Origin of the sequence: Lysobacter hankyongensis (assembly GCF_039543145.1) — a bacterium.
Lineage (GTDB): Bacteria > Pseudomonadota > Gammaproteobacteria > Xanthomonadales > Xanthomonadaceae > Lysobacter_I > Lysobacter_I hankyongensis.
The window spans coordinates 300173-314761 of sequence record NZ_BAABJE010000017.1; the positions used below are offsets into that span (position 1 = coordinate 300173).

The 14589-nt window shown below is 67.5% G+C and carries 10 protein-coding genes; 2 read left to right on the top strand and 8 right to left on the bottom strand.

All coding sequences use genetic code 11. The features are described 5' to 3' along the window. Positions 1-132: 132 nt before the first annotated feature. Entirely contained in the window at positions 133-1428 is a 1296-nt protein-coding gene (locus tag ABD974_RS16500; protein WP_345304429.1) for a hypothetical protein, read from the bottom strand. 161 nt (positions 1429-1589) lie between these two features. On the opposite strand from ABD974_RS16500, the gene ABD974_RS16505 reads away from it, so the two are divergent. Beyond that, positions 1590-3587 carry a prolyl oligopeptidase family serine peptidase gene (locus ABD974_RS16505; protein WP_345304430.1) on the top strand — a complete coding sequence of 666 codons (1998 nt, stop codon included), beginning with the start codon at positions 1590-1592 and terminating at the stop codon, positions 3585-3587. Between the two features lie 339 nt (positions 3588-3926). On the opposite strand, the gene ABD974_RS16510 is transcribed toward ABD974_RS16505, so the two are convergent. From ABD974_RS16510 to ABD974_RS16530, 5 genes are all read right to left on the bottom strand, one after another. Next, on the bottom strand, positions 3927-4421 hold the full coding sequence (locus ABD974_RS16510; protein WP_345304431.1) for a hypothetical protein: 495 nt from the start codon (positions 4419-4421) through the stop codon (positions 3927-3929). Between the two features lie 116 nt (positions 4422-4537). Beyond that, entirely contained in the window at positions 4538-6028 is a 1491-nt protein-coding gene (locus tag ABD974_RS16515; protein ID WP_345304432.1) for a tyrosinase family protein, read from the bottom strand. A 294-nt stretch (positions 6029-6322) separates the two neighbouring features. Continuing rightward, the gene (locus ABD974_RS16520; protein ID WP_345304433.1) at positions 6323-7297 is read right to left on the bottom strand and encodes a Nudix family hydrolase; all 975 of its coding nucleotides are present in this window, start codon (positions 7295-7297) and stop codon (positions 6323-6325) included. 159 nt (positions 7298-7456) lie between these two features. After that, positions 7457-10180: a preprotein translocase subunit SecA gene (secA, locus tag ABD974_RS16525; protein WP_345304434.1), complete on the bottom strand. Its 2724-nt coding sequence runs from the start codon at positions 10178-10180 to the stop codon at positions 7457-7459. A gap of 157 nt (positions 10181-10337) precedes the next feature. Further along, complete coding sequence (locus ABD974_RS16530) at positions 10338-11201, bottom strand: M23 family metallopeptidase (RefSeq protein WP_425562723.1); 864 nt, start codon at positions 11199-11201, stop codon at positions 10338-10340. 145 nt (positions 11202-11346) lie between these two features. Between ABD974_RS16530 and ABD974_RS16535 the strand changes: the two genes are divergently transcribed. After that, positions 11347-11820 carry a DciA family protein gene (locus tag ABD974_RS16535; protein ID WP_345304459.1) on the top strand — a complete coding sequence of 158 codons (474 nt, stop codon included), beginning with the start codon at positions 11347-11349 and terminating at the stop codon, positions 11818-11820. Between the two features lie 205 nt (positions 11821-12025). Here ABD974_RS16535 and lpxC read toward each other — a convergent pair whose 3' ends face one another. Further along, positions 12026-12934: a UDP-3-O-acyl-N-acetylglucosamine deacetylase gene (gene lpxC, locus ABD974_RS16540; protein WP_345304435.1), complete on the bottom strand. Its 909-nt coding sequence runs from the start codon at positions 12932-12934 to the stop codon at positions 12026-12028. A 377-nt stretch (positions 12935-13311) separates the two neighbouring features. Beyond that, entirely contained in the window at positions 13312-14547 is a 1236-nt protein-coding gene (gene ftsZ / locus ABD974_RS16545; RefSeq protein WP_345304436.1) for a cell division protein FtsZ, read from the bottom strand. Positions 14548-14589 lie beyond the last annotated feature (42 nt).

Genomic DNA, 14589 nt, shown 5'->3' on the forward strand with positions numbered 1-14589 from the left:
ATCGCCTCCTCCGCATGGCGACGGCGGCCGCAGTGGCCGCCGCGACGCCGTTCGTTGTTCCACTCCGCATTCCCGGGCTTTGTATCACGGCGCGCTGCGTATCATGCCCACCCGACCGCGGACGAATCACGTTCAGGTGCGGAACACCGGAGCGAAACCGCCGCCCGGCGTACGGAAATTGGTGGTCTGGCCGCGATACAAACGGGCCGCCACCAGCAGCGGTTCGCCGGCGTAGGCATACAGGCGCAGATCCGTCTTCAGCGGCATGCGTTCGCCGTCCACCTTCACGAAGCGTTCGCCCAGGGCGGCGATCGTCTGCGCCACGTAGTCACCGCCCAGGATCGTGGACCAGACTCCGCGGGTGAGTTTGTCGCCACGGTAGGTCGCCTTGCTGCCGTAGCCGCACGCAGGCTTGAAGAACAGCGTCCTGCGCTCCGCCCACAGGCGCTCCGCGGCATCCGCGGTCACCGCGACCGTGCGCGGAATCCCGTGCTGCAACCGCGCGACGAGGTCCTGGTCCGCGCCCAGGGCGCGCAGGCGCGCGGGGTCGGACAACAGCGTCAGATTGCGTTTGTCCGCCAACAGCGCGTGCGCGTGCGGGTGCGGCGTCAGCACCACGGCACCGTCGCGGTAGGCCGCATGCAGCGCGGCGTGCTCCGGCCGATCGAGCATGAAGTCGACCAGGCGGTTGTAGACCAGGTCGATCGGCAGATCGCCGGCACGAAGTCGTCCATGGGCGTACGTCAGCGTCGCGGCGTCCACGATCACCGCATCGATGCCGTGGCGACGCAACAGGCATGCCGCCAGGCGCATGTCGGGGTAGAGGTACTGGCCGGGCGGATCGTCGTCGACGATCGCGACCCGCGACAACGGAACGTCACCGCGCTGCAGGGCCCATTCGCTGCGGAACATGTCGACCAGCGCGGATTCGGGATCGCGGGCGACGGCCGGCGTCATCGCGGGCTCGAACATGGCGCAGCAGGCCCGCTGCGCGGCGAGCAGACGGGCGTTGAGAAAGGCGCCGCCGGCATTGGTGTTCACCTCGATCAATCGGGGACCATCGGGCCCGAGATGGAAGTCGTATCCCATCAACGCACCGACGGGGCCGGGTGCGGCGCGGGCGATCTCGGAGGCATCGGCGAGCACCGCCCTGCGATAGGCCGGCAGCGCGGCGACCGCCTCGATGGCCCGCATGATCCCGACCATCGCCGACAACTCGGCCTCGGGCACGAACAGCGCCACATCCGAGAACAGGCCACCCGGCCCGGGCCCAGGCGTGGCGAGCGATTCCGCGTCCTGGAGATCGTCGGCGAGCGCGCTGCGCAGCGCATCGCGATCGAGCCGGATGCATTCGCAGCCGCCATTGAGGGTCGCGGCCGTCGCGACCGGGTCGTGTGCCGCCACCGGCTGCGTTTCGACGATCGCCATGCCATCCCCCGGAGTCGTTGTGCCGAACCCGCGATCTGCGGCCTTCCGGTCCGCTTTCAAGCGCCGGTCCGGACGGTCCGGCCGGACCCGTGACTTTCGGCCAAGCCGGCCCGTGGCCGCAGCGGCTATGCTCGCGGAGCGCTCCACAACGAGATCCGACCATGTCGCATCGCACCACCCTTGCCGCCGCGCTGCTCGGCACCGTCTGCATCCTGCCCGCCCTCGCCCAGACGACATCGCCGCCCGCGGTCGTGCGCCAGGAGGTCGGCAACCGCATCAGCGAGAACATTCCCGCGATTCCGCCCGAACTGCTCGAACGGCTCAATCGCTACCAGAACACCCGCGGCGCCGGCGTGGCCGGCTGGACGAAGAACGGTTGCCTGCTGATCGGCACGCGCTTCGCGGAGACCAACCAGGTCCACCGCGTCTGCCAGCCGATGGGCATGCGCGAACAGCTGACGTTCTATTCCGAACCGGTCGGCGGCGTCTCGCCCGCGCCGGTGGAATCGTCGCTGGACGGTTTCGTGTTCTCGAAGGACAAGGGCGGCGATGAATTCTCGCAGTTGTACTGGTTCGACAACGCCAGCCGCGACGTGCGCCTGCTCACCGACGGCAAGCGCACGCAGAATTCGGGCGCGCTGTTCTCGCGCGACGGCAAATGGATGGCCTATCGCAGCACCGCGCGCAACGGCACCGACACCGACGTGTGGGTGCGCGATGTCGCCAGCGGGCAGGCCCGGGCCGTGGTCACCGCCGGCGGCAGTTGGAGCGCGATGGATTTCTCGCCGGACAACAAGACGCTGCTGGTAATGAAGGGCGTGTCGGCGGCGGAATCGTATCCGGGCGAAGTGAACCTGGAGACCGGTGCGCTGACGATGTTCCCGGTCGATGGCGGCAAGGCGTCGTTCGGCGGCTTCGCCTACAGCCACGACGGCAAGTCGGTGTATTTCATCTCCGACGAACCGCTCGACGGCGTGGCGCAGGAGTTCAAGACCCTGCGCCATCACGACCCGGCCACCGGCAAGCTCAGCGTGATCAGCAAGGGCATCGCCTGGGACGTGGAAGGCTTCTCGCTGGCCGACGATGGTCGTCATCTGGCCTACGTCACCAACGAGGACGGCATCAGCCGGCTGCGCGTGCTCGCGCTGCCGTCGTATCGTGAAGTGAAGCTGCCGGTGCTGCCGGTCGGCGTATTCGGCGCCGGCGCGTTTTCGGCCGACGGCAATCGTCTCGCGCTCAGCATCAACAGCGCGACCTCGCCCAGCGACGTGTTCGTGATCGATCTGCCGAAGGCGACGATGGCGCGCTGGACGCAGAGCGAAGTCGGCGGCCTGGACGCCTCGAAGTTCGTCGCACCGACGCTGATCCGGTATCCCACCTTCGACAACGTCGACGGCAGGCGACGCACCATCCCGGCGTTCTACTATCGCCCCGCCAACGTGCCGGCGGGTCGCAAACTGCCGGTCGTGATCAACATCCACGGCGGCCCGGAAGGGCAGTCGCTGCCGACCTTCAACCCCACCGCGCAGTTCATGGCGAACGAACTCGGCGTGGCGATGCTGGTGCCGAACGTGCGCGGCTCCACCGGCTACGGCAAGACCTGGCTGTCGCTGGACAACGCCGAAAAGCGCGAGGATTCGGTCAAGGACATCGGCGCCCTGCTCGACTGGATCGCGCAGCAGCCCGAACTCGACGCCTCGCGCGTCGGCGTGGTCGGCGGCAGCTACGGTGGGTACATGGTGCTGGCCTCGCTGGTGCATTACAGCGACCGCATCCGCGCCGGCATCGACGTGGTCGGCATCTCGCACTTCGGCACCTTCCTGAAGAATACCGAGAGCTATCGTCGCGACCTGCGCCGCGTGGAATACGGCGACGAGCGCGACCCGAAGATGGCGGAGATCTTCGAGCGGATTTCGCCGCTCAACAACGCCGCGAAGATCCAGGCCAAACTGTTCGTCGCCCAGGGCCGCAACGATCCCCGCGTGCCGTACACCGAGGCCGAGCAGATCGTGAAGGCGGTGCGCGCCAACGGTCAGCCGGTGTGGTATCTGCTCTACGCCGACGAAGGCCATGGCTTCCGCAAGAAGAGCAACAACGATTACTTCGGCGCGGCGAGTGTTTTGTTCTGGCAGCAGAACCTGCTGAATTCCGACGATTGATCGCTTCGTCTGACGTACGCCATCAACAGCCCCGGCGATTCATCAACCCCACGCGTGGCGACGCGATCAGCATCGTCGTCGCGCGTGGACGCGGCGGGCGCGGCAGCAGAACCTGCTGAATTCCGACGATTGATCGCTTCGTCTGACGTACGCCATCAACAGCCCCGGCGATTCATCAACCCCACGCGTGGCGACGCGATCAGCATCGTCGCCACGCGTGGACGCGGCGGGCGCGGCAGCAGAATCTGCTGAATTCCGACGATTGATCGCTTCGCCCCGGGTCGCGCGATGCGCGACCCGGGCGCTTCGATGCGATGCGCGCATCTTCATGCGCGAGCGTTACGGCACGCGCGACGAACGCCAGCCGATCGACACATCCATCGCAGGGGGAGCCGCCTCACCGGGCGACCCGTCGGCGCGTTCGATCTCGAAACAGATCCGGCCGCGGGCATCGGGCGTCAGCGCGTGTCCGCGCAGATCGACCGCGAACCGCTGCGTCACCGGGCGTCCGCGTTCGACGATGTCCGGCTGCATGCCGAAGGCGTGGATCTCCTGCCGCACACCGTTCGCCTGCACCGCGAAAACGCGGAAGGCCGGGGTGTATCGCAGCTGCGGCACGCGATGGCGCAGCGCCACCTCGAGCCCGACATCGCCGCGCGACAGACCCGCGCGGGTCGCCGCGTCCGGGGACAGGCACAGGCGCAGCGGGAACGCCGACGCATCCGCCGCGCGCACCCGCGACTGCGCGGATGCGCAGGCCGTCGCGACGCACAGCATCGCGACGCACACGGCCGCTGCGCCGAAGGGCAACGACGGCAGACCGGACAAGCGCATGGCGACCTCCGCGTGTTTCGCTGACGCCATCATCGACCGCAGCCGCCGGCCGATGTTGCGCGACACCGGCCGACGGACAGCGACGATTCAGCGGGTCGGATCGGTTCCTACCGCACTCAAGCCACGACGATCTCGATCGAGGCCGGCACCACGCGTGCGCCCGCGCCATCCCGCGCGCCATCGCGCAGGACGGGAATCAGGTGCACCGAGATGCGATCGTCCTTGAGCAGGCCGCGTCCGGCCAGATCGCGCACCGTCGAGGTGAGATCGATCATCGCCGACGGCGGCGCCTTGCCGTGCGCCTCGTGGCCTTCGCCGCTGTCCGGATGCGCGAGGAAACCGATCTCGCCCGCGAAATGCGGATCGGTGTCCGGCGTCTGCGGCGTCAGCGCATCGGCATTGACGAAGACGCGGACCGACGACACGTCCGGGCCGACCTCCATGTCGCGGATCAGCGCGAACACTTCCGCGTCGTCCCTGGCGGCTCCCATCGGCGCCAGCACCTGACTCTTCAACGTGGACGGCATGCGCACGCGTCGCACCAGCGGCGCGCGCAGCGTGGCCGCCTCGGTGTTCGCGGCGGGCAGCACGCGCAGGTTTTCCAGGGTCGTGTCGGCCGACAGCAGCGAGAGCAATCGCGCGTCGCGCGATTCGTCGGGCATCGCGTTGTCCGGCGTCGGCAGTCCCGGATAGGTATAGCCCAGCGCACGGATGTCCTGCAGGTCCCGCGGATAGGCGCCGTAGGTCTGGCCGGTCGGCGTCAGGTAGTTGTCCTTGAAATACATGTTCATCCACAGATTGCGGTCCGTCGGCGACATGTCGTCGGTGTTGCTCCGCCCCAGCGCGTTCCAGTTGGCCCAGATCCGATCGATGTTGCCGTGATGCATCATGAAGATCGGATCGCGCGGCGAACCCGCGCTCGGCATGAAGGCGCCGATGGAGTTGTGGATCAGATTGTGCGGCGTGCCTTCGAGGAATCCCTGCACGCCGCCGCCGCGCACGACCCAGGCCATGTCGAGGCTGTCCTGCTTCGGGTTCTTGCTGGTGCCGAACAGCTGGAAGTTGGTCTGCGAATAGACCTTCTCGTCGAGCACCTTCTGCGACACCCAGGCGTCCGGCAGCGGCCAGTTGGAGGTATTGAGCGTGCGGTTGGGGACGTAGAGCGGATTCGGCTTGCCGTTGTAGGTCGGATCGGTGAAGGCCTGCGGCATCGTGCGATCGACGGTCCAGTCCCAGTACGGCATCGCGAACGCAGTGTGGCCGGTCAGCGCGCGCACCGCACGCTCGTACATCAGCACGAACTCGCGGTGCCACGGCAGGAAGTACCAGTCGCCGTGCGGGCAATAGCGGTAGTTGCCGCCGTAGCGACCGTGCATCAGCGAATACTGCAGCCAGCTGACCGGGTCGTTCTGGTCCTTCGCCAGCATCAGGCCGACGAAATCGCGATAGGCCGCGAGATCGGGATCGTCCAGCGCCATGCCGTGCAAACTGCGCCGCATCACCGGACCGCTTTGCGCGAAGGCGGACAGGCCGCCGACCGTTCCCGAAAACACCGATACGGCACCTGCCGTCAGGCCCGCCTTGAGCAATTCCCTGCGTGTGATCATGACCCTCTCCCATTCGCGCTTGCGTCGCGTGATCGTTCGAGCGCATGGGCCGAGCGGTCGTGATCTGCCGCCGTCCCGGGCGCCCTCCTTGTGAAACACATCCAGGTGAAGCACATCCAGAATCGCAGTGCGGCGCCACGCTGTCGTGGCGCCCTCGCGGCATGGTGCCCCGCTCCCCCGGCGACGGTCGCCTGTCGGATATGACAGGCCCCGTCGCGATCGACACTGTACCTCCAACGGACGGCAGCGGAGAGCTTGTCCGGATCGCCCGGCATCCATGGTGCACCGCAACGCTCAGCCCGGCCACAGCCCCCGGATCGCGGCGATGCCCTGCGCGCCGTGGCTGCGTGCGAGCGCGACGTCGCCGACGGCCATGCCGCCGAGCGCGTAGATCGGCAGCGCCACCTGCTCGCGCAGTTCGACGAACCGCTCCCAGCCGATGCCGGGCGCGCCGGGGTGCGAGGCGGTCGGCAGCACCGGCCCGAGTACCGCGGCATCGCAGCCGATGGACTGCGCGAGGCGCAATTCTTCGAGATCGTGGCAGGACGCGATCACGAGCTGCGTCTTCGGCAGCGGACGCGACGACAGCGTGCGCAATCGCGGCGCGCGCAGATGCACGCCGATGCCGAACGCTTCCGCCATCGCCACGTCATCGTTGATCAGCGCCTCGGCGCCGGTGTCGCGGACATGCGCGAGCGCGCGTTCCACGAGCGTGCGCCAACGCCCCGGATCGCCCACCGCGAATGCGGGCGCGCGCAGTTGCACGCGGCGCACGCCGGCGTCGAGCGCCGCGCGCAGCGCCGCGAGCCAGCGCGCGGCGTCTTCGCCCGGCTCCGGCGTGATCAGGTAGCGATCGGGATCCTGCAATGCCGCGACCACCGGGCGATCGGCGTCGGGCATCGCATAGCTCGCAAGCTTGTGCGACGGTACCCAGACCAGCGCCTGGCCATCGAGGCCTTTCACCGTACCGGTCCAGGCGTCGATGCGGCGCACGTCCAGCCGCAGGCGTTTGTGCGGGTACTGCTGCGGAACCGCGATCACCGGCGTGCCGACGCGCGCCTCGATGCCGAGCTCCTCGCGCAGTTCGCGCACCAGCGCCGCCTCGGGCGTTTCGCCCGGGTCGACCTTGCCGCCGGGAAATTCCCAGAGCCCGGCGAGATCGCGGCCCTCGGTGCGGCGCGCCAGCAGGATGCGATCGCGCGCATCGACGATCACGCCGGCGACGACGTGGATGTGCTTGCCGTTTCGACTTCGGTCGCTGTCGCTCATGTCGGAAAAGACGCCGTGCGTTCGATCGATGCCCGCTGTTGTACCGCCGGACAGGAGCGCGGGCAAGCGCGAAGCGCGCCGCCGGAACGTGCCGCCCGAAAACGGAAACGCCCGCGTGGCCGCGGGCGTTTCGTGGGTCGTGTCGGCGCGCCGGGCGGCTTACGCCAACTGGCCGTGGCAGTGCTTGTACTTCTTGCCGGAACCGCAGGGGCACGGATCGTTGCGCCCGACCTTCGGTACCTCGGACGGATCCTGGTATTCGGGATCGGCGGCTTCCTCGTCGGTCCCGTAGCCGCCCATGTCGGCATGCTGGAACTGCATCTGCCGCGCGACCGCTTCGGCGCGGGCGCGCTCGGCGGCTTCGGCCTGCGCGATCTCGGCCTCGGTGCGGATGCGCACGCGGGCGAGCAGCGACACCACTTCGCGCTTCACCTTCTCCAGCATTTCGCTGAAGAGTTCGAACGCTTCCTTCTTGTATTCCTGCTTCGGCTGCTTCTGCGCATACCCGCGCAGATGGATGCCCTGGCGCAGATAGTCCATGCGGCCGAGGTGCTCCTTCCAGCTCTGATCGAGCACGGTCAGCATGATGTGCTTCTCGAGCATGCGCATGGTCTCGCCGCCGACCGCCACTTCCTTCTCCTCGAACATCCGCGCGACCGCGTCCTGCACGTAGGCGGCGATGCCTTCGGCGTCGATCTCGGTGCGGCTCTTGACGTGATCGGCGACCGGCAACTGCAGGTTGAACTCGGCGGCCAGCTCGGCCTGCAGGCCCTGCAGGTCCCACTGCTCGTCGATCGAACTCGGCGGCACGAAACGCTCGACGAGGTCGGCGACCACGTCGGCGCGGATGCCGTCGATGTTGTCCTTGACGCTCTCGGCTTCCAGCAACTCGTCGCGCTGCCGGTAGATGACCTTGCGCTGGTCGTTGTTAACGTCGTCGAAGTCGAGGAGATTCTTGCGGATGTCGAAGTTGTGGGCTTCGACCTTGCGCTGCGCGCCGGCGATCTGCTTGGTCACCAGCGGGCTTTCGATGATGTCGTCTTCCTTCAGGCCCATCCGCGCCATCATCCGCTGCACCCAGTCGGCCGCGAAGATGCGCATCAGGCTGTCTTCGAGCGACAGGTAGAAGCGCGAAGAACCCGGATCGCCCTGACGGCCGGAACGGCCGCGCAGCTGGTTGTCGATGCGGCGCGATTCGTGGCGTTCGGTGCCGATGATGTGCAGGCCGCCGCTCGCCTTCACCGCGTCGTGGCGCTGCTGCCATTCGGCCTTGACCCGCGCGCGGGTGACTTCGTCCAGCTCGCCGCCGTGCTCGGCCTCGAGCGCGGCCAGCTCGGCTTCCAGCGAACCGCCGAGCACGATGTCGGTGCCGCGGCCGGCCATGTTGGTCGCGATGGTGACCGCGTCCGGACGACCGGCCTGGGCGACGATGTGCGCTTCCCGCTCGTGCTGCTTCGCGTTCAGCACCTCGTGGGTGATGCCCGCGTCCTTGAGCTGCTGCGACAGCATTTCCGAGACTTCGATCGACGTGGTGCCGACCAGCACCGGCTGGCGCTTGGCGTTGGCGTCCTTGATCTCGTTGATCACCGCGCGGTACTTTCCGGCCTTGTTGAGGAACACCGCGTCCGGATGGTCCTTTCGCACCATCGGGCGATGGGTCGGGATCACCACCACTTCCAGCGCGTAGATGTTCTGGAATTCGTAGGCTTCGGTGTCCGCGGTGCCGGTCATGCCCGACAGCTTCTTGTACATGCGGAACAGGTTCTGGAAGGTGATGCTGGCGAGCGTCTGGTTCTCGCGCTGCACCGGCACGCCTTCCTTCGCTTCGACCGCCTGGTGCAGGCCGTCGGACCAGCGGCGGCCCGGCAGGGTGCGGCCGGTGAATTCGTCGACGATCACCACTTCGCCGTCGCGCACGATGTAGTCGACGTCGCGCTGGAACAGCGCGTGCGCGCGCATCGCGGCGTTGAGATGATGCACCACATGGATGTTGTGCGCGGCGTACAGGCCGTCTTCGGCGTCGATGATGCCGCCGCGACGCAGCAGGTCTTCGGCGTGCTCCTGGCCGGCTTCGGACAGATGCACCTGCTTGCTCTTCTCGTCGACCCAGAAATCGCCGACGCCGTCCTCCACTTCCTGCCGCTTGAGCTGCGGGACAACGCGGTTGACCTTGACGTAGAGTTCCGGCGACTCGTCGGCCGGGCCGGAAATGATCAGCGGTGTGCGCGCTTCGTCGATCAGGATCGAGTCGACTTCGTCGACGATCGCGTAATGCAGGCCGCGCTGGTGGCGGTCTTCCTTCGACAGCGCCATGTTGTCGCGCAGGTAATCGAAGCCGAATTCGTTGTTGGTGCCGTAGGTGATGTCCGACCCGTAGGCTGCGGCCTTGTCGCCGTGATTCATGCCCGGATAGACCACGCCCACCGACAGGCCCAGCCAGCTGTAGAGCTTGCCCATCCACGCCGAGTCGCGCTTGGCGAGATAGTCGTTGACGGTGACCACGTGAACGCCCTTGCCTTCGAGGGCATTGAGGTACACCGGCAGGGTCGCGACCAAGGTCTTGCCTTCGCCGGTGCGCATTTCGGCGATCTTGCCGAGGTGCAGCACCATGCCGCCGATCAGCTGGACGTCGTAATGGCGCATCCCCAGCACGCGCTTCGAGGCTTCGCGGCAGACCGCGAACGCTTCGGGCAGGAGTTTGTCGAGCGACTCGCCGTTGGCGATGCGTTCCCTGAACTCGGGCGTTTTCGCCTGGAGCTCGGCGTCTGACAGCGCCTGCATCTGCGGTTCGAGGGCGTTGATCTTCTTGACGATGCCGCCGAGCTGCTTGACGAGACGATCGTTGCGGCTGCCGAAGATACTGGTCAACAGGCGATTGAGCATGGGTTGGGAATGATCGAAAGGGGAATCGGGCGGAGGCCGCCGGTCCGGCGGGCGTCCGCAACAAAAAGGGGCGCAGTGCGCCCCTCCGCAACACGGGATTGTACTTGGTGCCGCCCCGCGGGGGTATCAAGCCCCCCGGCGCGGCAGGTCCCCGCGATCAGCCCTTGCCGGCGGGCTTCGCCGGCTGGACTTCGCCCAGGAACTGGTGCGGATTGACCACCGCGCCGTTTTCCCAGACCTCGAAATGCACGTGCGCGCCGGTCGAGCGACCGGTGGAGCCGGCCTTGGCGATCTCCTGGCCGCGACGGACGAGGTCGCCCACCTGACCGACGAGACGGGAATTGTGCGCGTAGCGGGTGACGTAGCCGTTGCCGTGATCGACCTCGACCACGTTGCCGTAACCGTTGCGGACGCCGGAAAAGGTCACGACGCCATCGGCGACCGACAGCACCGGATCGCCGGTGTTGGCTTCGAAATCGACGCCCTTGTGGTACTGGCTGCCGCCGCCCAGCGGATCGGCGCGATAGCCGAAACCGGAGGTGATATAGCTGTCCGCGATGGGGTGCCCGGTGGGCATCGTGCTCTTGTCGAGCTCACGGTTGAACAGCAGCGCTTCGAGTACCGACAGCTGGCTGCCCGAATGGCGGAGCTGCGCGTCCAGACCGGCGAGGCCCTTGCGCAGTTCTTGGGCCGGCATGTCGCGGACCGGGCCGGCACCACCGACGCCGACCGGCTTGTCGAAATCGAATTCGCCGTCGCCGAGCTGGGCGACACGGGTGAGCCGCTCGCCGAGCGCGTTGAGACGGCTGGCCTCGGCCTGCAGCTCGCCGAGACGCGCGGCGAGCGCGTTCACTTCGCGCTGCGCTTCGAGCCGGGTCGCGGCGAGGCTGTCGCGCTGGGCGACGACCTCCGCCTGAAGACGGACCGATGCCGCATCGCGCAGCCAGACCTGACCGGTGGTTCCGAGCAGCGCACCGGCCATCAGCAGCGCGACGGCGGCATAACCGGGTTTCTCGCGCATCGCGGTGGCGCCGAGCTCGGCGGCGCGGATCGCACGCGGACGCAGCGATTCCCACGCATGCACGGCGGTCGTCTGAACGGCGTGGGCGGCGACGGTGGCGTGACGCTGCGCAATCTGGATGAAGCTGTGTACAGTCATGGGTTCAATGTCTCGTTCGCGACCCATTCCGCCTCCGCCCGGCCGTCCCGCAGGACCGCAGGTCGCCATCGACGCCCTGATGGGCGACGAGGCCAGCGGCCCGGGCGATCACTTTCTTCGCCGGGCGCTGTGGCTGGAAGCGCTGGATCAGCAACTTCGTCCCTGCCTTCCGCCTGCGCTCGCCGCGCATGCGCGGCTTGCGAACGTCGATCGCGGAAGACTCGTTTACCTGGTGGATGCACCGGTCTGGCATGCCCGACTGCGGCTTGCGGCGACCGACATCCTCGACGCGGCCCGTTCCTTCGGGCTGGAAGCAACCGATCTGGTGGTGAAGACCGCGACCGGGCCGCAGGCGATGCGGCCACAACCCCCCGGAACTTCGACTGCCGTCACTGCCCCTCCCCTCTCCGCGGCCGCACGCGAAGCCTTCGCGACCGCGCTCGCACCCCGCGACGACTCGACGCGGGGGGACCCTTCCTGATGTCCGCTCGCCGGTCCTGCCTCCGTTTTGGGGGCGGTCCGACAAGCGCGAAGGGGGCATCGTACCGACCGGGGGATCGGGGCGGGTTAAGAAGCCGGGGCTTTTTCGTTAAGTTTTGGTAAAACGCACGGTCGGGGTTCACGGATCGGGCAATCCGCCCGCCGCGTTCGGACTGTCGGGACCCGGACGATCCGGGTCGAGGGGCTCACGCCAGTTGCGGGGTCCCGAAGACGACCGGGACCGGTTCGTCGCGCTCGAAGACCACTTCTTCCCACGCCGACCGTTCGGCGAGCAGCGCACGGACGAGCTTGTTGTTGAGGGCGTGGCCGGACTTGAAACCCTCGTAGGCACCGAGGATCGGATGCCCGGCGAGATACAGGTCGCCCACCGCATCGAGGATCTTGTGACGGACGAATTCGTCGGCATAGCGCAGGCCGTCGTCGTTGAGCACGCGGAACTCGTCGAGCACGATGGCGTTGTCCATCGAGCCGCCGAGGCCGAGGTTGCGCTCGCGCATGAACTCGAGATCGCGCATGAATCCGAAGGTGCGGGCACGGCTGACTTCGCGGATGTAGTTCTCGGTCGAGAATTCGACCACCGCACGCGAGCGCGAGGCGGGAATCGCCGGATGATCGAATTCCACGGTGAAACCGAGGCGGAAGCCGTCGTAGGGCTCGAAACGGGCGATCTTGTCGCCGTCGCGCACTTCCACGGGCTTGAGGATGCGGATGAAGCGCTTGGGTGCGTTCTGTTCGACGATGCCGGCCGACTGCAGCAGAAACACGAACGGGCCGGATGAGCCGTCCATGATCGGCACTTCGGGCGCGGAGAGATCGACATAGATGTTGTCGACGCCCAGACCGGCGAGCGCGGACATCAGATGCTCCACCGTCATCGCCTTGCCGCCATCGTGCGACAGGCCGGTGCACAGCACGGTTTCGCTGACGTAATCGGCGCGGGCCGCGATCTCGACAACCGGCTGCAGGTCCACGCGGCGGAACACGATGCCGGTGTCGACCGGGGCCGGACGCAGGGTCAGGTACACCTTTTCGCCGCTGTGCAGCCCCACGCCGGTGGCGCGGATGGTGTTCTGGAGGGTGCGTTGCTGGGCCATGTTCGGAGGTCGGACGTGCCGGAAATACCGGTGTTTCAGCGTAATCGGAGGCGAGATTAGCACGCGCGCAGCTGAACCTGAACGGAAGCGACGCACTGTTCCCGCAGCGCAACATGGGTGCATGGCGGCGGGACGGAGAAAGCCTGCCGGGCCCGTGGACCCGGCAGGAAAGTCGTGCTGCGCTGCGCCGGGGACACACCGGCGCGGCGCGATACCGCGTTGGATCGAACGCCTTGCGGATCAATCGGCCTGACGACGCAGGAATGCCGGGTGAGGCGATGCGGTCGCGAGGCACCGCCTCGCGCATCGCCGAACGCCCGCACACGGATGTGCGGGCCGGACGACCCGAAACCCGTCATGCTGCGCCATGGACGGCATCAATCGGCCTGACGACGCAGGAATGCCGGAATATCCAGATAGCTGCTGTCGCTGCCGAAGTCTGCGGCGGGCGGAGTCGAACCGTCGGACACACCGCGGCCCCGCAGGTTGGCGGCGATGCCGGCGCCCGGGGTGAACGCGGCGGGCTCGTCGATCATCATCCCGGTGCTGCCGTCGCGACGGCCCTGGGTGTTGATCAACTGCACCTGCGGACGGCGCGCCGGGGCGAAGCCTTCGTCGCGGTCCTGCGTGCGCACGGCCTGGCGGGCGACGGCGCGGTTCAGGCCGGTGGCGACCACGGTCACCTTCACCTCGTCCTGCATGTCCGGATCGAGCACGGTGCCGATCACGACCGTCGCGTCTTCCGAGGCGAAATTCTCGATCGTGCGGCCCACTTCGTCGAACTCGGCCATGGTGAAGTCCGGGCCAGCGGTGATGTTGACCAGGATGCCGTTGGCGCCCGCCAGGTTGACGTCGTCGAGCAGCGGATTGTTGATCGCGCCTTCGGCGGCGGCCTGCGCACGATCGTCGCCGCGCGCGGTGCCGGTGCCCATCATGGCGAGGCCCATCTCGCTCATCACGGTGCGCACGTCGGCGAAGTCGACGTTGATCAGGCCCGGACGCACGATCAGGTCGGCGATGCCCTGCACCGCGCCCTGCAGCACGTCGTTGGCGGCGCGGAACGCCTGGATCATGGTGGCGTTGCGGCCCAGCACGGTGATCAGCTTCTCGTTCGGAATCGTGATCAGCGAATCGCAGTGCTGCGACAGCTCCTCGATGCCCTTGAGCGCGACCTGCATGCGGCGGCGGCCTTCGAACGGGAACGGCTTGGTGACGACGGCGACGGTCAGGATGCCCATCTCCTTCGCCAGCTGCGCGACGACCGGCGCGGCGCCGGTGCCGGTGCCGCCGCCCATGCCGGCGGTGATGAACACCATGTCGGCGCCCTGCAGCGCATCCATGATGCGTTCGCGGTCTTCCAGCGCGGCCTGGCGACCGACTTCCGGATTCGCGCCCGCGCCCAGGCCCTTGGTGACGTTGCCGCCGAGCTGGAGCTGCAGTTTCGCGCCGCAGTTCTTGATCGCCTGCGAATCGGTGTTCGCGGTGATGAACTCGACGCCTTCGATGCTGCCGTTGACCATGTGCGCCACGGCGTTGCCGCCGCCGCCGCCCACGCCCACGACCTTGATGACCGCATTCGGCGCCATCTTCTCTACCAGTTCGAAATATGCCATTGCCGTGTCCTCGTCTAGTTATATGTGTTGCCGTTGTTGTCT

Coding starts and splice junctions, on each gene's coding strand:
- ABD974_RS16500 (WP_345304429.1), bottom strand. CDS start 1,428: ATGGCGATCGTCGAAACGCAGCCGGTGGCGGCACACGACCCGGTCGCG.
- ABD974_RS16505 (WP_345304430.1), top strand. CDS start 1,590: ATGTCGCATCGCACCACCCTTGCCGCCGCGCTGCTCGGCACCGTCTGC.
- ABD974_RS16510 (WP_345304431.1), bottom strand. CDS start 4,421: ATGCGCTTGTCCGGTCTGCCGTCGTTGCCCTTCGGCGCAGCGGCCGTG.
- ABD974_RS16515 (WP_345304432.1), bottom strand. CDS start 6,028: ATGATCACACGCAGGGAATTGCTCAAGGCGGGCCTGACGGCAGGTGCC.
- ABD974_RS16520 (WP_345304433.1), bottom strand. CDS start 7,297: ATGAGCGACAGCGACCGAAGTCGAAACGGCAAGCACATCCACGTCGTC.
- secA (WP_345304434.1), bottom strand. CDS start 10,180: ATGCTCAATCGCCTGTTGACCAGTATCTTCGGCAGCCGCAACGATCGT.
- ABD974_RS16530 (WP_425562723.1), bottom strand. CDS start 11,201: ATGCGCGAGAAACCCGGTTATGCCGCCGTCGCGCTGCTGATGGCCGGT.
- ABD974_RS16535 (WP_345304459.1), top strand. CDS start 11,347: ATGTCTCGTTCGCGACCCATTCCGCCTCCGCCCGGCCGTCCCGCAGGA.
- lpxC (WP_345304435.1), bottom strand. CDS start 12,934: ATGGCCCAGCAACGCACCCTCCAGAACACCATCCGCGCCACCGGCGTG.
- ftsZ (WP_345304436.1), bottom strand. CDS start 14,547: ATGGCATATTTCGAACTGGTAGAGAAGATGGCGCCGAATGCGGTCATC.